The 21254-nt window shown below is 33.4% G+C and carries 16 protein-coding genes; 10 read left to right on the top strand and 6 right to left on the bottom strand.

The features are described 5' to 3' along the window. Positions 1-100: 100 nt before the first annotated feature. Together KPL55_RS17515 and KPL55_RS17510 are read right to left on the bottom strand one after the other, a co-directional pair. Complete coding sequence (locus tag KPL55_RS17515; RefSeq protein WP_216308039.1) at positions 101-400, bottom strand: SWEET family sugar transporter; 300 nt, start codon at positions 398-400, stop codon at positions 101-103. 385 nt (positions 401-785) lie between these two features. Beyond that, a complete protein-coding gene (locus KPL55_RS17510; RefSeq protein WP_246599587.1) occupies positions 786-1634 on the bottom strand; it encodes a Gfo/Idh/MocA family protein in 849 nt (282 codons plus the stop codon). A 322-nt stretch (positions 1635-1956) separates the two neighbouring features. Between KPL55_RS17510 and KPL55_RS17505 the strand changes: the two genes are divergently transcribed. The 3 genes from KPL55_RS17505 (at position 1957) to KPL55_RS17495 (ending at position 4541) form a co-directional block, all read left to right on the top strand. Next, entirely contained in the window at positions 1957-2166 is a 210-nt protein-coding gene (locus KPL55_RS17505; RefSeq protein ID WP_216308038.1) for a hypothetical protein, read from the top strand. Between the two features lie 404 nt (positions 2167-2570). Continuing rightward, positions 2571-3020: a glycoside hydrolase 5 family protein gene (locus KPL55_RS17500; RefSeq protein WP_216308037.1), complete on the top strand. Its 450-nt coding sequence runs from the start codon at positions 2571-2573 to the stop codon at positions 3018-3020. An 84-nt stretch (positions 3021-3104) separates the two neighbouring features. Continuing rightward, positions 3105-4541, top strand: a complete 1437-nt coding sequence (locus KPL55_RS17495) for a glycoside hydrolase 5 family protein (RefSeq protein ID WP_216308036.1) — start codon at positions 3105-3107, stop codon at positions 4539-4541. 134 nt (positions 4542-4675) lie between these two features. Here the strand turns inward: KPL55_RS17495 and KPL55_RS17490 are convergent, their stop codons facing one another. Next, a complete protein-coding gene (locus tag KPL55_RS17490; RefSeq protein WP_216308035.1) occupies positions 4676-5566 on the bottom strand; it encodes an AraC family transcriptional regulator in 891 nt (296 codons plus the stop codon). 214 nt (positions 5567-5780) lie between these two features. Between KPL55_RS17490 and KPL55_RS17485 the strand changes: the two genes are divergently transcribed. Continuing rightward, entirely contained in the window at positions 5781-7685 is a 1905-nt protein-coding gene (locus KPL55_RS17485; protein WP_216308034.1) for a glycoside hydrolase, read from the top strand. 66 nt (positions 7686-7751) lie between these two features. On the opposite strand, the gene KPL55_RS17480 is transcribed toward KPL55_RS17485, so the two are convergent. Next, entirely contained in the window at positions 7752-9857 is a 2106-nt protein-coding gene (locus KPL55_RS17480; RefSeq protein ID WP_216308033.1) for a glycoside hydrolase family 36 protein, read from the bottom strand. Positions 9858-10093: 236 nt separating this feature from the next. Between KPL55_RS17480 and KPL55_RS17475 the strand changes: the two genes are divergently transcribed. Continuing rightward, positions 10094-10804 carry a sialate O-acetylesterase gene (locus KPL55_RS17475; RefSeq protein WP_216308032.1) on the top strand — a complete coding sequence of 237 codons (711 nt, stop codon included), beginning with the start codon at positions 10094-10096 and terminating at the stop codon, positions 10802-10804. Between the two features lie 363 nt (positions 10805-11167). After that, positions 11168-13069 (top strand): glycoside hydrolase family 36 protein, encoded by a 1902-nt coding sequence (locus tag KPL55_RS17470; RefSeq protein ID WP_246599586.1) that lies wholly within the window; start codon positions 11168-11170, stop codon positions 13067-13069. 64 nt (positions 13070-13133) lie between these two features. Here the strand turns inward: KPL55_RS17470 and KPL55_RS17465 are convergent, their stop codons facing one another. Then, complete coding sequence (locus KPL55_RS17465; protein WP_216308031.1) at positions 13134-14015, bottom strand: helix-turn-helix domain-containing protein; 882 nt, start codon at positions 14013-14015, stop codon at positions 13134-13136. A gap of 142 nt (positions 14016-14157) precedes the next feature. Between KPL55_RS17465 and KPL55_RS17460 the strand changes: the two genes are divergently transcribed. The 4 genes from KPL55_RS17460 to KPL55_RS17445 all read left to right on the top strand — a co-directional run bounded on the left by KPL55_RS17460 (position 14158) and on the right by KPL55_RS17445 (position 20146). Continuing rightward, entirely contained in the window at positions 14158-15345 is a 1188-nt protein-coding gene (locus KPL55_RS17460; RefSeq protein ID WP_216308030.1) for a glycoside hydrolase family 88 protein, read from the top strand. Positions 15346-15370: 25 nt separating this feature from the next. Beyond that, the gene (locus KPL55_RS17455; RefSeq protein WP_216308029.1) at positions 15371-17233 is read left to right on the top strand and encodes a DUF2264 domain-containing protein; all 1863 of its coding nucleotides are present in this window, start codon (positions 15371-15373) and stop codon (positions 17231-17233) included. A 193-nt stretch (positions 17234-17426) separates the two neighbouring features. Further along, positions 17427-18272 carry a hypothetical protein gene (locus tag KPL55_RS17450; RefSeq protein ID WP_216308028.1) on the top strand — a complete coding sequence of 282 codons (846 nt, stop codon included), beginning with the start codon at positions 17427-17429 and terminating at the stop codon, positions 18270-18272. Then, positions 18269-20146, top strand: a complete 1878-nt coding sequence (locus KPL55_RS17445) for an FAD-dependent oxidoreductase (protein ID WP_216308027.1) — start codon at positions 18269-18271, stop codon at positions 20144-20146. Before KPL55_RS17450 ends, KPL55_RS17445 begins: the two co-directional genes overlap by 4 nt. A 93-nt stretch (positions 20147-20239) precedes the next feature. Here the strand turns inward: KPL55_RS17445 and KPL55_RS17440 are convergent, their stop codons facing one another. After that, positions 20240-21112: a helix-turn-helix domain-containing protein gene (locus KPL55_RS17440; protein ID WP_216308026.1), complete on the bottom strand. Its 873-nt coding sequence runs from the start codon at positions 21110-21112 to the stop codon at positions 20240-20242. Positions 21113-21254 lie beyond the last annotated feature (142 nt).

Raw genomic sequence — 21254 nt, 5'->3', positions numbered from 1 at the left:
TGATTAATAATGAAATACAGCAAAAAGGTACTACTTTAATTACCTTATCAAAGTAGTACCTTTTGCTGCCTACTAATTTTATTATGTTATATAAAAAAATTTATATAGAATCTACTACAGGTTTTGCCAGAGATTCTAGTTTTTGTTGTTTTTTTATATCTTCATAAGTATATTTTAAAATAATAAGAGCTAGTACAAGTGTGACCACATTCGCAAAAACAATTGCAGTTTGCTTAGTCATAATCCCATATATACTCCACAAAAATACACCAACTGTTAACATTAAGTACATTCCAAAAGATATACCTTTTGTGTTTTTTGTTTTAATTACTTTTAATGCCTGAGGTACAAAAGAAATTGTTGTTAAAATCGCTGCTATAAAACTTAGTGTTGTTTCCATTAAATAATCCTCCCCATATAGTTATAAGCTTTTAATCATATTAATTATAACTATTTACTGTGTTTAGTTCCTCAACTTTCTTTTGATATTCATGTCAAAATATTTTATTTTTTAATTATTTATATTTAATATTAAGATTAGCTCGAAGCAGGTCGCGAGCTTTAGATATATAGTCTTTAATGTTATGTAGATGCTACTAGAAGCGAAGATAAATTAGAGAACTTAACTTTACATATTGTTTCTTTTCCTGGGATGCATAGATCACACGTATCATTTGAATTGCAGTAATTCCTTGCTCTCCATCTATGCTAAATTTAGTGCAATCTATTAAATTATTGTAAAAATCATTTATTAATAACTTGTGACCTCATCCCCAGTATGCTTTTTAACCGATAGCTTTATTATCTGCATCGGTAGTATACTCGGTTTCACCATTTTTATATTTAATGGTTAAATCCTCTGTAAGCCTTAATACTGCCTTTTCACAAATTATTTCTAATTCCACAGGTGAATCTGTGGAATAACAATTTGTAGCATAGAATATGGCTGACGCCCCATTACTAAATTTTATTGTTGCCTCAGCAGTATCTTCAACTTCAATGACATCTTGAAGAAGTCTCGTATCAACTGAACCTTTTATATAATGAATATCTCCTAAAAACCATTGTAGAAGATCAAGGGTATGAATGCTTTGATTTATTAAAACCCAACCACCTTCAGTTTTCCATGAACCTCTCCAACCGGAATCAGTATAATAGGGGGCTTCTCTATGCCATGTAACAAATCCTTTTGCTCTAATAACTTTGCCAACCTCTCCAGATTCAATTGCTTCTTTTATCCTAACAGAAGTTGCATTAAATCTGTTTTGAAAACATACGCCTAGTCTTTTGCCAGTTTCCTTTGACACCTCAATCATTGCTTTGGCATCAGAAATTGAAATGGCCATAGGTTTTTCAGTAAGACCGTGGTTACCTGATCGCATAGCAGCAATAGACATAGAGGCATGAAGATAATGTGGAGTACAAATGTGCACTACATCAAGTTTTTCAGTTTTTAACATTTGATTATAATCGGTATAATATTTGCATTTGTATTTATCTGCAGCCTTTGCAGCTTTTTCTTCGTTTATATCACATACACAAACAAGTTCAATATTATCATTGTTTGTAAGTGCCTCTGCATGATTAGTATAAATAGCTCCACATCCAACGATAGCTGCTTTTAATATAATCATAATTATTCACTCCTAGTTTTTTTAAAATTAATATTATTAAGATGAAAATGACTTAGACATATCTGCCTTTACATTATCATTTACTACTTTTACGAATTATGAAGTTTTTATAAGTTCTTTGAGCTTGTTTTCATATTCGTCTCCATTAAATGGAACGTTAACTATTTTCCCAGTGAATGAAGAAAGCATTATGCCATTTGCTAAAGTTACTGACTTGATTCCTTCATTACCATGAGCTACAAACTCACCTGTACCGTTAAGTATAACGTAATTTTATGTTTGGGGGCACAGTTATGAATTTGATGTTGAAGAGAACTGGGAATTGATAGACGAATTTTCCAAATTAATTAGTAATAGAAGTGATATATGGTATGCTACAAATATAGAAATTATTGACTATATAAAAGATTTAAAAAATCTTAAGGTCTCAGTAGAAAATAACATTATTTACAATCCATCTTCCATTTCATTATGGATTAGTGTAAATGATGAGGTTATTGAGATAAAGGCAGGGGAGACTAAGAAAATTTAGAATATTAAGTTATTATTTAAAGAACCAGGCAAGGATATATTTCCATTGCCTGGTTCTTTGTTAAGTTATATTAAATCATCTCCTGCGGAGCTGAAACATCTTCATAGAAGATGCATTGACGACTTCAGAAGGAGATTTATACTTCCTCCGAAAAGTTTTGTATTTGTTAGGGCATGTAACTCCCACTTATAGAAGTGGGAGACTTTCCTTCTGAAATGTCGTTAAATGGTTATATTTTAGTTTTATAATTTCTATTCTTGCTTTCTACATATCTAGTTAGCAGCAAAGCGTTAACAGATATAATAGATTTGTTATATTTATTGATAGTTTTAACATAGTATATTTATATGATAATTTGTAAAATTGTATAGTAATATAAATTAACAAATGGAGGTTTTATTAGAATGGAAAAAAATAAATTAATAGAAGACTCAGGAAAGTTTTTTACAGGATGTAATTATTGGGCGTCTCATGCAGGCACAGCTATGTGGTCTGATTGGAAACCTGAGGTTGTAGATAATGATTTAAAAAGACTTTTTGAGGAAGGATTAGAAGTACTTAGGATATTCCCACTTTGGCCTGATTTCCAGCCAATAGAAATGTTATACACTAGTGAAGGTCAAGAGGTTGAATACAGGTTTGGAGAAGAACTTCTACCAGATACAGAGGCAGGGCAAGCGGGGGTTTCTATTGTAGCTATTAATAGATTTAGAGAGTTTATAGAGATAGCAAAGAAATATAAATTTAAGATTATAATTGGACTTATAACTGGATGGATGAGTGGAAGACTTTTTGTTCCTCAAGCGTTAAAGGGTAAGAATATAATAACTGATAAAATGGCAATAATGTGGTAAGTACGATTTGTAAAATATTTTGTAAAAACATTTAAAGATAGCGAAGTTATAGTTGCTTGGGATTTAGGAAATGAGTGTAACGTCATGGCAGTAGTAGATAATAGAGAAGAAGCCTGGGTTTGGACTGCAGCCATCTCTAGTGCTATAAAATCTGAGGATAATACAAGACCTCTAGTATCGGGAATGCACAGTCTTACACCTACAGGAAACTGGAGAATACAGGACCAAGGAGAACTCACGGATATTCTTACAACTCATCCTTATCCATTTTGGACACCATATTCGGATTACGATCCTGTTAATACAATAAGACCACTTCTTCATGCTACAGCAGAAACATTGTTTTACTCAAATATTGGTAAAAAGAACTGTTTTGCTGAGGAAACAGGTACTATGGGACCAATGATATGTAGCGATGAGATAGCTGGAGAATTTGCAAGAACAAGCATGATATCGCTGTGGGCACATGATTGCCACGGATTTCTATGGTGGTGTGCACATGATCAAAATCATTTAACACATGCGCCTTATGACTGGATGTCTTGCGAGAGAGAACTAGGGCTTCTTCGCGAGAATGGAGAAGCTAAGCCTGTAATTAAAGAAATGGGTAAAGTTAAAAAAATGATTGATGATATGCCATTTGAAAAACTGCCTTCAAGAGATGTTGAGGCTGTTTGCATTACAAATAGCGATCAGGATCATTGGGCAGTAGCATACAGTTCTTTCATATTGTCCAAACAAGCAGGTTTTGACATTGAATTTCAGCATGAGGATCAGCAACTCAAGGATTCATTGCTTTATATAATTCCGTCTATTAAAGGAGTTAAGGGAATTAGAAAGCATAAATGGACAGAAATATTGAATAAAGTTTCACAAGGAGCATCACTCTACATATCAATAGATGACGGTTATGTGGCAGATTTTGAAGAAGTGACAGGAATTAAAGTAAATACAAGATCGACCAGAAACGGTGACGCAAATGTTGTGTTTAAAGCAAACATTAACGGAATTTATGAAGAAATAAGTTTGAACTTTAGTTCGAAAGTTAAGTTGGATCTTAACATTTCACGTGCACAGGTAATTGGTTGTGAAAATAATGGGAATCCAGCATTAACAACTACAACATACGGAAAAGGAAAAGTATTCTTCATGACACTTCCAATTGAAATGAATGTAATCCACAAGCCAGGAGTATTATTTAATGCTGATTTACAACCTTATTATAAAATTTACAGCATAATTTCAGAAGAGGTGAGAAAAAATAGAGTAATACAAAAGGATAATCCTTATGTTGGAATAACAGAGCACTCTTTTGATGAGAGCACAAAACTAGCGATAATGATAAATTATTCTCCTAAATGTATTAACACTTCTATACTGCTTAAGGATGGGTGGGAGGTTGAAAGTATAGTTTACGGAGAAAACGTTGTTTCAAAAGATGAAAATTTTATAATGCAGAAATCACATGTGTGTAGTATTGCCGCAAATGATGTTATAATTTTGTTTCTAAAAAGGAATTAGAAATGTTTATAATAAGTTAGGTGAAATAAGGATGTGAGTTATATCCTTTCCACTTGAGTATTAGGTAATTAAATTATTAGAACCAAGCAAACGTTATTATTCACTTTTGCTTGGTTCTTAATTTTAAGGTTGTATTATTCTTTTGATTTTATTAATAAGCATTGATATTGTTTTGGAGATACCCCTTTATAGTATTTGAATTGTTTAATAAAATAGCTAGCATCATTAAAACCCGTCTTAAGAGCTATCTCTGTAACACTTGTTTCAAAGTCGAGAAGAAGACTTTCAGCTTTATGTACCCTAAAATAATTAAGATATTGAATGAATGTTGTATGCATAACATCTTTAAAAAGCTTTGCAAAATGACTATAACTTAGAAAGCACATATCAGCTGCCGAAGCGGCAGTTATATTCTCGTTAAAATGATTATCAATATAATTTAGGACTTTCATTAACTTCAATATATTATTTTTTGATAATGAAGAATCTGTTATTAAAACTAAATCATTATTTTTTAAGTATCTTAATATCCAAGTCATAAGTTTATATATATTAGAAGTAATAGCTAATTCAAAGCCTATGTTCTTATTTATATATTCAAGTTTGAGCTCTTCTAGTAATGAATTAATATTATAAGAATGATCAATTTTTATAACTCTGTAGGTTGGATTTATATTAGTAGCATGTGGTAGTAGATATTTTATTTCAAAGTCTAAATTTGAAACAGCATTTAGTAGTGCGGTGTCAAAACCTATTATAAAGTGTTTTGAGGGAACGCCAGCTTGTATTTTTAATGAATGAACCTCACAAGGGTTAATTAAAACAAGGTCTCCACTAATAACTTTAAAGCATGTATTTCCAACAAATACTTTAGCAGTACCAGATGTAAAATATAAAAGTTCTAAGTGATAATGCCAGTGCGGAGGTGCCTCATAGCCTTCACGTTCCGTATTTACGGTGGTTACATAAAAAGGATGTTCAAAACCGCCGGTCTTATTTTTATTGCATTCAAAAACTGGTTCCATTGTATCACCACCTTAATATAATAGATTTGTTATATTTATTGATAGTTTTATTATAGTATATTACTGTGATAATTAGTAGACTAATATTGTAATGTAGAATAAGGATTTAATATACTCAGAGGCTATAAACATAAATGTAATTATATATGGCATAATTTAAAAAAGATATTATATATAAAATTAAAAAATATAAAGAAAGAAGGTAAATTTAATTATGAATAACAAAGAAGAAACGCTGCAAGTTGTAAATAACAATGAATCATGTGATTGCATACCTAACATATGGTTATTATCAGATAGAAATCTGGAGGTTAAATTTGACGGTAAAAGCAATACTATAAGTGTTAAAGATAAACGTGTTAATAAAATATGGGAACAGATGCCATTAAATGGGTTGACCGTTCATAAAGTCTCACAGAGTGGGAATATCTTGAAATTAGAGTTGAATGGTTCGTTTGCAATGTGTGCAACTGTTGAACTTACTGAAAAATCGGAATTGATTTTTTGTGTCACATCAGATTCAAATGTTTCTTTTAATGAGATAAGCTTTCCAGCGGCATTTAGGACGCCTAGCAAAGATCATTATCTGTTGCAAACAGACAGTGAGGGGCTTCTACTACCTGTAGACGATACATTTTACCCTTTAGAGCAGCATCCCTTATTCTTCTGTGGTGGCGGTGCGGCAATGGCGTGGATTGGTGTAACAGATTCTGCTATTGAAACTGGCTACATGGCTATTTTTGAAACTCCGTTTGATGCTGCCATCGAGCTCAAACGCGAAAATGGGTTGATTACTTTTTCTCCAGTTTGGCTTAGTTCAATGGGTAAATTCAGTTATGAACGGAAGGTGCGGTATGTCTTTTTCGATAAAGGCGGCTACATTGCACAATGTAAAAGGTACAAAGAGTATATTTGGGCAAAGAACAAAGTTGTTAAACTAAAGGAAAAACAGAAACGTTTTCCTGCCATTGAAAAGATTTTGGGTGCCGTTCACATTTATGTATGGGACAAAGCACGTGAGGTAAGTTTTGCAAAAAAAATTAAGAAAGCCGGAATAGATAAAGCGTTAATTCTTTGGGATGCCAACCACTTACCATATCCAGAAGTGGATTACGACAGCCGGCTAAAAGAGATAGGTTATGCAACTGGAGCTTATGAGCTATTTACAGATATTCACCCAGATTCATATGCAGGCAACGCGGAAATCACTGATATTCCACTAAAAAGAAATGTTTATCCTGAATTGTTCGATAAGATTACATCGCTCAAGGAAGATGGTTCTAGGTATTCTAATACATTTGGAACATACGTGTGCCCTGAGGCAGTTAGGCCAGAAATTATCAAGCGTGTCGAAAAGGAACTCAAAATATACCCCCATGAAACCTATTTTCTGGATGTATATCAAGCTAATGGTCTTTATGAATGTTACAATCCTGAACATAGACTTACACGTAAACAATATGCGGAGGCTATTATTAAGAATTACGAGCTCATAGAGGATAAATATAACATATTTTTAGGAGGAGAATTTGGATCTGACTTTGTTGGATCACATGGTGTGTTTGCCCATGGTATGATGACGCTTCAGCGTACTTGGTTTGGATCAGACGTGGAGAAAAAGGGTACGATTTATAATAGTGGTGATTGGAGCAACAATGAAAGGCCATCCTACATGCTAGGAGTGAGAACCGCACCTGATACCTATCTTAAATATTCTATAAATGAATATACTAGGGTACCCTTATATGAACTAGTTTACCATGATGCAGTTGTGACTTCATGGCGTTGGGAGGATTGCAACCACCATTGCCCTGAAATTTGGTGGAAGAAGGACTTATTTAATATACTTTATGGAACGGCTCCTCTGTGGTCCATCGATCAAGAAAGATGGGAAAGCTTTAGCGTTACATTTGTGGAGAGTTACAAGAAAATTTGTACTTGGCTACAGCAAATCTGTTATGATGAGCTTATGTCTCATCGCTTCGTAAATGCAGAACGCACGATACAAGAAACCCAGTTTTCTTCTGGAAAACGCGCTGTTGTAAACTTCGGTGATACGCCATATACGTTCGAGGGGCAGATAATCGAGCCTCGTGGATTCATAACGCTTGAAAAATAGTATAAAATATAATACATAAGAGGATGTGAAAAACTTAGAAATTAGTTTTTCACATCCTCTTAATAATTAAGTTGTTTTTTCAGCAATCTCGAAGAGTTCCCCAGAATAAAAATCTTTTAGTGTTAGTTCAAAACCCTTTGTTTTAAGTTCATAACCTGTTAAGCTTGCTATAAGATTTCCGTTAATTGCTTTTACTTCATAGATTTCTAAGCCACTTAGGTAGTTTATGAAAACAGTTCGTTCCATTTCGTTTGCTCCATGCCTAAATATACCAATTATCCCACCATTTTTACTATCCGTATTTATTCTTTGAAATCCGTCCCAACTTCCTTCCATGGGTTCGCTAAATCCAGATAGATCTTGTCTATAGCTCATGATATCGTATTTTTTCTCCATCAATTGAAGCCAGTCTGCATAATTACGATATATTTTAAGATCTTCCGGTGTTAACTTTCGTGGATCTCCAAGCATGATTGGTAAAGCGCCAGCCAAGGATTTAATATGCATTTCCCAGCCTTTATCTTGCATTTGGGGATTACCAATAACTAGTGCAGTTGCTGGCATTGCTGGCGATCTCCACCAGGCCATATTACGAACTCTAAGATCAGTTTTTTCACTGATAGTTCCATCGAAATTTGAAAGCCAATTACCTTCTGCGTGTTTTAACATAGCATAATCAATTAACTGTAATCCACCCATGGTCTCGAAAGTGCAATCAATAAAAAGCTCAGAATTTAAAACGTGAAGTTCATCAAATAATGTCCACATAGGTTCATAATTTGAAAATAGAGATTCAGAATGATCCTTATGTCCCTCATGACTATTTGAATAACAACCAGACTCTGTATTATCAAAACGGTAAGGGCTGCTCACCACAGAAAAATCAAGTTTTAAATATTCTAGACCATACTCCACAATTAGCCTTTTGAGTACAGCTTTTATATGGCCATACCAACCAGTACAGAAACATGCCGTATATTTGTCAGATTCGTCAATTATAAGTGAAATAGGTTTTCCATTTATATCTTCTACAAACCATTCTGGATGCTGATTATAAACTTTGCTGTCAGGTGCAGCAGTGCCTATACTTACCCACAAACCAGGCTTCATACCTAGTGATTTTATATAATCAAAAACAGGTTTTAAGCCATTTGGGAATTTAGTTTTATCTATACCCCAATCACCATAGCTGTCCTGCCAACCATCATCTATTACAAATTCCTTCATGCCGGCATCAGAAGCAGCTTTAGCAAGATCCATAATCAGTTTTTCATTAATATCTTTTCCAAAAGGCACCCAAGTATTGTAAACGAAAGTTGGCTTTTCTTGAAGTCGTGAAAGTCTTATGCCCATGTGTTTTCTAACAAAATCTGGAACTGACGTATTGAGCACTTCTTCCACTTTCTTATGGTTATTATAAACCATTGTGAAAACTTGTGGTGTTTCAAAGGATTCGTTAGTTTTAATCCATGTGCGAAAAGGAAAAGTTGCATTTTTATGGGTAAGACCTGTGATTATTTCGGGTGCATCCCAAAATACTGAGGTGTGCTTCATTACTCCAGAAGCTTCGTTGCCAATTACAATACCTGATTCCCAGTCCATGTTATGCACAATTACCAGAGCATCCTGCATATTTCCGTCGTAAGGTCCTATTGATTTCCTACGTCCGTAATCACTATAAATCCAACTGAAAGTTGTTGCGAAGTAATGGGAGATGTTAAATTTTTCAACATCTATTGATTCAAGGTAAATCTCCTCATTAGCAAGGTTTTTTATTACTAGGTTTTTGCGGATTACTGGCAAATTAGGGTATAGAAGGAATTTTAAAATAACTTCGATTTTTTTGTCGAGGCTCAGTAGAGTAACGGAGGATCCATCTCCATCAAGTGTATCTGTGATGGCTTTAATTTCAATCAAAGACCAATCACTTTGACCTGAATAGGTTAAACCATTAACTTCAAACTGGAAATCGGTATTTTGGGGCTCAAAGTACTTGAACTCACCTACCACCGGCTGATAAAATGTTGTTAGAAAATTACCAGTGGGAGAGGGTAATTTAATAATTCTCTTAACAACTCCATTATTAAGGGTTAGTTCAAACTTTGTCCAACTGGCAAAATGGTTTTCATTATTTGCTATGTTATGTATATCAAAATTATTTATAGAATTCATTTTTGTCCTCCTCTTGTCATAGGGTTTTAATTATATATCAAACCAATTATAACTAATTATTACTCTAAATTCTTCAACTTTCTTTAGATATTCATGTCAAAATATTCTATGATTTTGCTCATATATGCTATAATTATTTCTAAATACTAAATACTTTCATGTAGTCTGCGTATAAACAAGTAAATTCAATCTGTGTAGAACAAGACACACGAGATGTTAAAAGGAGAATGGATAAAATGAGTAAAGAAAAAGTTTATTTTGACTTATATTTATTAATTGGACAATCAAATATGGCTGGCAGAGGTAAACTTAATAATGAAGATAAAACACCTAATCCTCGTATATTAAAATTTGATGAAAATAATTCATGGGTAGAAGCAGTTGAACCAGTTCATTTTGATAAACCTGATATAGTTGGAGTTGGACCTAGTTTGATTTTTGCCAATGAAATTTTAAGACATGATAGTTCCAAGGTTATAGGATTAATTCCATGCGCTGTTGGAGGAACTAAACTTGAAAGGTGGATTAAAGGTGGAGATTTGTATGAAAATGCTATTAAAAGAGCACTAGATGCTATGGGAAATGGAAAGATTAAAGCTATATTATGGTTGTTAGGTGAAAGTGATTCTGCACTTGAAGAGGATGCACTAAATTATAAGGATCGACTTGAGCAAACAATTATAGATCTAAGGATAGATTTAAAAGATGAAGATATACCTTTTATTGCTGGCGAAATTGGCGATTTTCTTAATATAAATAAGTATCCTTATGTAAATATAATTAATTCAGCGATAATAAATTTAAAAGAGAAAATTAGCAACTATGACTATGTAGAAACTGCAGGTTTTAGTCATATTGGAGATTTTCTTCATTTTAATGCTTCTTCTGCAAAAGAATTAGGGAAAAGGTATGCAAGTAAGTATATTGAAATGACAAAAGAAAAATAAAATCATTAAATTTTATTACCAATAATAGATTTGTACTATTATATGATAGGTTTATTATATTATATTTTAGTCATGTTTTATATACTAATAGATAGGATAGATGAAATAAAACCAAGTTATTATGGTACAAAATCTTTAAATGAGGTGGTCTAAATTAATATTAAAATATTATCTACATATGAGGTTAGCGATATTACGATTCAGTATTTATTAAATGAAGAAAATAAAACTGTAGGACTCCTAATAGTACCAACAGTTTTAATTTCTAAAATTAATAAGGGGAAAAGTTATAAGATAGATTCTTTAGTTCAAGTTAAAATTGTTGGGGAAGATTATCCTAATGAATATGCTCAAGGGTTAACTATGAGAAATTCTCAATCTGTAATTAATTTTAAATATTTCAGCCAAAATATAAATGAAGATAGGTACGGTAAAACAATAACTACAATACTTAAAAATGATAAAAATCATGAAATTCATCATAAATTAGTTTGGCAAAAGGGCTATGGTGCACTTGAGGTATATAATACCTTTGTAAATAATGATAATATCAAAGTAACCCTTGAGATGCTGTCCAGCTTTTCTTTAACAGGCATTACTCCTTTTGAAGTGGGTGATACTCCTGAAAGCTTATTAGTACATAGAATTAGAAGTTGTTGGAGTGCTGAGGGAAGACTTGATACTTCTTCGGTAGAAGATTTACAACTTGAACCTTCATGGGGCATGTATGGGATAAGATGCGAAAAATTTGGTCAAGTAGGTTCAATGCCTGTAAGAAAATTTTTCCCATTTGTAGCAGTAGAAGATAAAATTAATCACGTATTATGGGGAGTGCAACTTGCTCACGGAGCTTCTTGGCAAATGGAAATTTGCAGAGTTGATGATGCACTTTCTCTTTCTGGAGGACTTGCTGATAGGGAGTTTGGACATTGGGTTAAAAATGTACAACCTGGCGAGAATTTTACTACTCCAAAAGCAGTAATTTCTGTAGCAGAAGGGAATATTGACGTCATTGCTAATAGGTTGACTCAAATGCAGAACAGACCAATGGAAATGCTTCCAGAAACAGAAAAAGAACTACCGATAATATTTAATGAATTTTGTACAACTTGGGGAAAACCATCTTATGATAATATAAAAGAGCTTGCTGAAAGTCTTAAGGGTAAGGGGATTAAATATTTTGTAATAGACGCAGGATGGTATGCTCAGAAAGGGCGAAAATGGGATTTTAGTATGGGTGATTGGAGACCTTGTGTTGAACTTTTTCCAGAGGGAATTGAAAAAGCTGTTGAGGTTATTCGTGAATGTGGAATGATTCCAGGAATCTGGTTTGAATTTGAGGTCTGTGGAAGGTACTCGGATGCCTTTCATAATACAGATCATCAACTAAAAAGAGATGGTTTTTCTATAACTTCAGGAGATAGACGTTTTTGGGATATGAGAGATAGTTTTGTTATAGAGTATTTATCAAAACATGTAATTGAATTTATTAAAAAGTACGGCTTTGAATATTTAAAGATAGATTATAATGATAGTATTGGAATAGGCTGCGATGGAGCAGAGTCTCAAGGAGAAGGGTTAAGGCAGCACATTGCTTCAACGCAAAATTTTATTAAGAAAATAAGAGCTGAAATACCAAATATTGTTCTTGAAAATTGTTCTTCAGGAGGACATAGGTTGGAACCCTCAATGATGGCAATAACCAGTATGTCATCCTTCTCAGATGCTCATGAATGTATTGAATCACCAATAATAGCAGCGAATTTACATAGAGTTATTCTTCCAAGACAAAGTCAGGTTTGGGCAGTTCTCAGAAAAAGAGCTTCTGAAAAGAGGCTAGTTTATACTATGGTAGGTACTTTTCTAGGTCGTATGTGTTTATCCGGTGATATAGTTGATCTAAGTGAAATACAGTGGGATATTATAAAAAAAGGAATAGATTTTTACAATAAAATAGCCTCAGTTATAAAAAATGGATTTTCTTATCGTTTTGGACCTAAGGTTAAATCTTACAGACACCCTAAAGGTTGGCAAGCAATTTTAAGAGTTAGTACAGATAAAAAAGAAATAGTAGCTATTATCCATAGCTTTGAGGGAGAAGCGGTTGGTGAAATACAAATACAACTTCCAAGTAATTATAGCTATAGAATTGAAGATATCTATACTGATGATGTAGCAAAAATATTTATAAATGAAGATAAATTGGTTTGCAATATTAGTGAAGAGTTCAAGGCAATAGCGGTTTATATTAAAATTAGCTTATAATTAATATGAAAAAGGAGCGCCATTGACAAAAGAAAAATAAAATCATTAAATTTTATTACCAAAATTAGATTGACCCGAAAGTTCTGTATTTTAATGGCGTTTTACCAGTGTGTTCTTTAAATTTTTTGCAAAAATAAGATACATTAGTAAGTCCAACTTCATGGCAGACTTGCTGCACTGATAAACTACTGTTTTTAAGGAGCCAGCATGATTGTCTCATTCGCCTAGCTATTAGGTATTCTGTAATATTGGCTCCTGTTGCAGTGTGAAATAAATGGGCAATATAATACTGAGATAAATGAAGTTCTGTGCTTAGGATATCTAAATGGAATTCTTTTGTATAATTTTCTTCAATCCATTCCATGATTTTTTCAATATAAGTGGGATTACTTGAGGGAATGCATTCTAATAATTGTTCTTGTTTAGGCCAAACAGTTTTTACAAATTGTAGAAAAGATATAATAAACAGCGTAAATTCTTCTGAGCTTTTAGATTTAAACGACCTCTTCAAATCTATATTAAAATACTTGAACATAGTCTCAATAGGATTACTATCAGGTAATGAAGATATAATTTGAGTACATAATTGTTCCTTCCAAATCATATGAAAAAAATGCTTTAAGTCTGGAAAGTTTTGCAAATAAACATCCAATTGAGAAGGATCAAAGGATAAAATGGATCTAGTATATACTGAAGAATCTTCCATATATACTTTTGTGCCATGAAGTTGAAAAGGCTGAAAGTAAACCAACGTTCTAGGGCTCATTTTATATATTTTTTGATCAACAATTGCAAATCCACTGCCTTCATGAACATAGAGAAATTCCATACCTTCATGTATATGAAATATATTCCAATTTTCTTGCTTTGTTGTTGATTTATAAGCAAAGTCGTAAGAAGTATTTAGAGAATTAAAGTTAAAACCAATATTTAAAGTATCTTTCATTAGTAACCCTCCCAAAATGACAAGCTAACGGTATTTTATCACAATCAAGGATAAAAAAAAAGCTTATATTTAATGTATAATTAAATAAAGTTAATGTAGTTTTTTTATGCTTAATTTTTTTAATTTAAGGAGGAATATCTATATGAAAAATATAAATAATGAAGGAATAAAAAATAAAGAAAAGTTTTCAGAGCCACCGGCTTTAACAAAGGAATACTGTGATAAAGCAATCCAGTTTATACTCAAAAAAATTGATCAAAACTTAGAAGATTTTACCTACAAGTACCCTGCTCCGGCTAGTGTAAATAATGTCTATCCTGCTATTGATAACGTAGAATGGACCTCGTCTTTCTGGACAGGAATGCTATGGCTTGCTTATGAAATTACTAAAGATGAGAAATACCGCAAAGTTGCTGAAATTCAATTAGAAAGCTATAAAAAGCGAGTAGATGAAAGGATTGGAACTGGGACACATGATTTAGGGTTTTTATATACACTGTCTAGTGTTGCGGCTTTTAAATTAACTGGAAGTGAATCAGCCAAGAATATATCTATAAAAGCGGCAGATTTGCTAATGGAACGATATTTTGAAAAAGCAGGTATAATTCAAGCTTGGGGAAATCCAGATGATCCTGAAAACGGTGGAAGGATGATTATAGATTGTTGTATGAATTTGCCACTGCTATACTGGGCTAGTGAAATCACGGGAGATAAAAAATATCATGATGCCGCGGCTAGCCATATTAAGCAAGCTGAGAAATATATAATTAGGGATGATGCATCAAGTTTCCATACTTACTTTATGGATATTTACACTGGTAAACCTAAATATGGACAAACAGTTCAAGGGTTTTCTGATAATTCCTGTTGGGCAAGAGGTCAAGCCTGGGGAATATATGGATTCCCATTAAGCTATAAGTATACTGATGATTATGACCTTATTCTTCTCGCAAAAAAAGTTACTAACTATTTCATTAATCGTCTGCCTGAAGATTATGTAGCTTATTGGGATATTATATTTACAAAGGGCGAAGAAGAGAGAGACAGCTCATCTGCTGCAATTGCTGCCTGTGGATTGCTTGAATTGTCAAAAAACCTTCCTTTAACTGATAATGATAAAAGAAGTTATGAAAATGCTGCTATGCATATTGTAAAATCACTTGTAGAAAATTATACAAGTAAAGATTGCCCAGAATCAAACGGTGTATTGTTACACGCCGTGTATGCAAAGCCACATAATAAAGGCATTGATGAATGTAATATTTGGGGAGATTACTACTATTTTGAAGCATTAGTTAGACTTGTTAAAGATTGGAAATCATTCTGGTAGAGTATAGAAAGAGAGGAGATTAATTATGAGAAATTCTTATCCTATAATTTCAAATAACCCTTTGAAAAGTAAAAGTGACTTGGCGCTTGCTGTAAAACAGCTTTGTGATCCATTAAAACCGTTTTTCAGTGAAAATGGGGCATTTTTAGATTTAGGAAATACCTTTTCAAGATGTAATGAAAAAACAGCTATGATGGAGGCATTTGCTAGACCACTATGGGGTCTGGCGCCATTACTGGCAGGTGGAGGAGATTGGGATAACTGGGACGTCTATTTAAAAGGCATAAGAAGTGGTACTGACCCACAGAATGATGAATATTGGGGGGATATTGGTGACTGCGATCAAAAAATGGTGGAACTCGCAACTATTGCATTAACACTTCTTATAACACCTGATAAGTTATGGGGACAGTTAAGCCAAAAGGAAAAGGATAATTTAGCTAGCTGGATTGGGCAAACAAATAAGCGTGAAACAGTAGATACAAATTGGCTATTTTTCCGTGTCCTTGTTAATATAGCATTGCTTAAAGTAGGTGTAGAATATGATGCAGATATGCTTGAGAAAGATTTGAATCGTCTGGATGAATTCTACCTGTCGAGTGGATGGTATAAAGATGGGGATACAGAGCAGATGGATTATTATATACCTTTTGCTTTTCATTTTTATAGTCTTATTTATGCAAAAGTCATGGAGAATGATGACCCAGTAAGAAGCAAAATTTTCAAGGAAAGAGCAACATTATTTGCAAAGGACTTCATTTATTGGTTTGCAGAAAATGGGTCAGCTTTGGCTTTTGGAAGGAGCTTAACATACAGATTTGCGCAGAGTTGTTTTTGGAGTGGACTAGCTTTTGCAGGGGTGGAGGCGCTACCTTGGGGAGTAATAAAAGGACTATTACTTAGAAATTTAAGATGGTGGTTTAATCAATACATTTTTACGCCAGATGGTCTACTTACTATAGGATATGCCTATCCTAATTTAATTATGGCAGAAGGTTATAATGCGCCGGGATCTCCATATTGGGCTATGAAATCATTTTTACCGTTAGCACTTTCACAGGAGCATCCTTTTTGGAAGGCGCAAGAACTTCCATTGCCATTACTTAAGAGAAAATCTGTTCAAAAAGAGGCTAGGATGATTTTATGCAGGGAAGCCTCAGGCAAAAACGTTTTTGCATTTACCTCAGGGCAGCACGCAGCATTTGAACCAGCACATTGCGCTGCTAAATACGGTAAGTTTGTATATTCTAATGTTTTTGGTTTTAGTGTTTCAAAGGGTAGTTATGGACTTGAACAAGGAGCTTATGACAATAATCTTGCACTTGCCGAGAAGGATAATTTATACAGAACAAGGCGCAGGTGTGAGGAATTTAGCATAGAGGAGAATGTAATTTATTCTCTGTGGAAACCATGGAATGATGTGGAAGTACGTACTTGGTTAATACCAGGTATCCCGTGGCATGTAAGAATTCATAAAATTATTTCAAACAGGGAACTTGATATTGCAGAAGGTGGGTTTGCCATTCCTAATGAACTAAATAGAGTTGGGCATAAGGATAATCAAATTATCATATCAAAAGGTGAGGCGGCTGCACTACTTGATTGGGGCTGTGCTGGGATAAAATGTTTACTTGGTGATTTTAAAGGTGAAATAATTCACACCGAACCTAATACTAATTTAATTCACCCATTGACAATAATTCCTACACTTACTGGAGCAATTGGAAAGGGTGTACACTGGATAGTAAGTGCAGTTTTTGTTAATACTGAAATGGAAGACAGCAAAAAAATATATGACAAACCACCTAGTCTAGAAGTTATAGATAACACTATAATTATAACTGACGGAGAGAATGGGATAAAACTTATAGAACTTAAGATGGAATAAATTCATCATTTAAAGGAGCAGTACATGATATGTGTACTGCTCCTTTTCTATAAAGTTTTATGTGGATTTGTGATAGAGTTTAGGTAGAGGAAAACAAGTCACAAAAGTTGATAAACTGGTCTTAAAAGTGGACGACATATTGAAAAAAAGTAGTTATAATAAAGTTATAAATATTAATAAGGGGATGACTTAAATGCAAAGTAAAATACCACATTATTCTAATTTTATCTGCGGGGCTACAGCCACTGCGATAGGAATTGCCAGTGAAAATATTAATAATACATTGATAGTTGAGAGAACGGGACTAGTTGCTAATGAATTTATTGATTGCTATCATTTAGGTAGTGCAGATTGGGATTCAGTTTCAACTCTTGGTGGAAACCTTAAAAAAGAGCTCTTGCAAAGAAATATTCTAACTGAGGATGGGATGGTGCATATTCCAGCAGTGACACCGTTGCTTTTTAAGATCATAAAGGATTTAGGTATAAACACATTGTTTGTAACAGAAGTAATTGAAGTGAAAAAGGTATCAGCATTTTATGAAATTACTCTGCATAACAACTCAGGATTTCAAAAAATAACAGCAGATAATATTATTGATACTACATCAGCATCGGTATTAAATCCAAAGTCAACACAATACGTTTTTTCAAAGAGTATTAATGCAATGCTTCATTCTTTAGAGGAAAATTTATTTCCTTTTAATAACATCGAAGTTAATGCAAATAAAAATGTTAGCTTTGATCAAGGCAGATTTAATAAGGAAATTATTTTGAAATATGCATTGGATAATGATGAAGATTGGATATCTGCAAGGCATAAGTTACATTCCTACTGGCAAAACAGACCCACTTCTCTTGAAAAATGGAGTCTAGCATCTATTGCTACTACTTTTGATATTGCTCTGAAAGATAAAGGCCCGTTTAAGATAGATTATAATTGGAACTGGTTGCCATCATGTGCTTACGCAAATTTGCTCAAAGCATTAGAAATAGGTGTAGAATACGGAGAAAGATTAAAGGGGGAATTAAAAGTATGATTTTATCTACAAGAGTTAATGGTGATATTGTGCAAAATGAAGTAGAGGTTTCTAGTCTAAAAGAAAAATATGACGTTATTGTTGTTGGACTTGGAACAGCAGGAACTTTTGCTGCTATTACAGCGGCAAAAAAAGGTCTTAAGGTCTTAGGAATTGAAAGACAAAATTGTTTTGGAGGTACAGGAACTGCTGGTGGTGTACATGGCTATTATTATGGGTCGACTGGTGGGGATTATGAAAGATTAGATGTATTGGCTAATGAAATGCAAACCAAAGGATATCTTCAGGCTGTAGGCATTAATCCAGAACTAAAAAAATATTTATGTGAGCAGGAAGCTGTAAAATATGGGGTGGAAATTCTTTATGAATCTATATTGACCGGTGTTTATTTTGAAGGGAACAAAGTAACTGGAATTCAGTGGTTTGGCAGTGATGGGATAAAAAGAGCAGCAGGAAAAGTTATTATTGACTGCACAGCAGATGCAGAGGTTTGTGCCTTGGCAAATTGCAAGCTACATAGCGGTAGAGGGATTGACGGACAAGGGCAACCCTATTCTAATATACAAATTGAATTATGCAATAATGAGATAGTTTTTTATCACTACACAGATTGTGGATATATTAATCATCTAGATGGAAAACAATATTCAGATGCCCATGTTCATTCAGCAACATTACCCAATTATATGTGGGACAAATATGAAGAAAACAGAAGAATGTTAGGGTTTGCTCCTCTTTTAGGCCTTAGAGAAGGAAGATACATTGAAGGAGAAGAAAATATTACACTTGAGGATTATCAAAATGATAAGGTTTCTGATAAACCATTGTTTTATGCTTACTCAAATATTGATAATCATGGAAAAGACGCCGCTTTTGAAAGTGACGTGCAACAAGACTGGACGGTAGCAGCTAGCCTATGGGGTATAAATTTTTCCGTGCCGGTTCCAATGGGAGCACTTTTGCCAAAAGGATTAGATGGTATTTTAACTGCTGGTCGATGCATTGCAATGGATCATGATATTGCACCATGTATAAGAATGAGAAGAAGTATGCAAAAATGTGGTGAAGCATCAGCAATAGTAGCATTTGTTGCAATTAAGAAAGAAATTTCGCTTAAAGAGGTACCATACGAAGAACTAGAGACATTACTTAAAGAAACAAAATGCCTTAATGAGGAAAATAATGTTGGGACAGAGGAAGTAATATCACACCCTGATAACACTCGTTTGTTTAAATGGATGACAAACAAAGAAGAAATACACTATGGACTAAGCACAAATAAGCCTGGAATAGCTATATGGTCAGCTAAACGTCTTGGTGAAAAGATTAAAGATGATTTAAAGTCATGGATTTCGGATAATGATGAGCATGTATCAAGAAATAGTGCACTTGCACTTGGACTTATTGGTGATGTTAGCTCACTACCCATACTTCGACGAATTGTTGAAGAGAGGGATGATTTCCTACCAGAGACAAGTAGAAAATTCAACCAACTTCGAGCTCATTCTGCAATCTATCTTATAGGGAAATTAAAAGATAGAGAAAGTGTAACCTTACTTACTGATATATTTATGCACCCTGAAAGCTCCCCTAATAAAAATAAAATATACAATGAATTTATAAATAATGATGAAGAATACTACTTTCAATATTTTTCACAATCAATGATGGCACTTATAAAAATAGGTGATGAAAATGTGGACTTAAGAGAAGAAATTTCAAGTATTCTTAAACAGAGGGTATTTAAATCAAATTTCAACGTAATTGTTACATTTAAAGGTGGAAAGGGTGAGCCATATTCTCTTGCCAAGAAAATAAGAAAGATTGTAAATAGTAAGGTAGAGGAATGGAATGCAAAAAAGTCATTTAAATAAGGTACCTTCACAAAAAATATAAAATTATTAAAAGGCATTACAAATAGCAATAAATACCCGCTGTTAAAAGAAGAAGCTTTTACAACAGTGTATTTATTGCGTTTTTCTATAATGAGAGGGAATATTCCCTGTCACACTTTTGAATGCTTTATAAAAGTTTGCAGAAGAGTTAAAACCACAGCTATTTGCAATTTCCAAAATGGATAGATTACTGCTTTCCAAAAGTTCTACTGATTTATGAATTCTTTTTTTTATAATATATTGAGTTAATCCAATGCCATTATATTTTTTGAAAAATTTTGATAATCCAGAAGGATTAATATTTAGCATGATAGCTATGTCATCACGTGATAAATTTTCGTAAAGATGATCCTCAATATATTCCAAAGCTTTGATTACAAGGGCAAAATGTTGCTGGGGAACAGGTGGTTCATTACGAATATCAAGTATGTTACTATAGTATCTATTAAGGATGACAAGTATATTAAGAAGTTTTACCTTAATCATTTGCTTATATTCTGGGAACTTACAGGCTAATTCATCTTGGATTTCTAACATCAACTTATGCAAATCAAGTGAAACAGGATTTACGTGTCTTATGCAATTTTCAAATAAATTATTTTTTCTTTCAAAGAATATTTTAAGGTAACTTGAATTAAATAAATCTTGTTGGTTTGACCAAATAAATCGCGGCTCAAAATCTATAACTGTAAGTAATAGGTTTTGCGGAGGGTAAATTGTACTTATTGAACGGTACTCATTATTATTAAAAATAAATATGTCTCCAGAAGAGAACTTAAAATTACGATTTCCAATAGTCCATATTCCACTACCTTGCTCAACAAAAGTTATTCTAAGTGTGTGGTAAAGTTTTTGAGGGTGATTCTCATAACGTGGTGGAATGTCATGATAGCAAACACCCAATATGGGTAGTCCATTAAGTTCAATATATTCTGTAGAGCCCAAAATAATAACCTCCTTTGCAAATAAACTACTTTAGCCGATTGCACAATTCTGCAATCATTGAATTGCCTAACTTTTAAGCCGTTAGGCTTTTATATTTTCCTCCACTGTGAGAGAATAAATGTAACGACACAAAATATTATCC

It is taken from the genome of Clostridium lacusfryxellense (assembly GCF_018861735.1).
In the GTDB taxonomy this organism is placed as follows: domain Bacteria; phylum Bacillota; class Clostridia; order Clostridiales; family Clostridiaceae; genus Clostridium_AD; species Clostridium_AD lacusfryxellense.
This window is presented reverse-complemented; position numbering and strand designations above follow the sequence as displayed.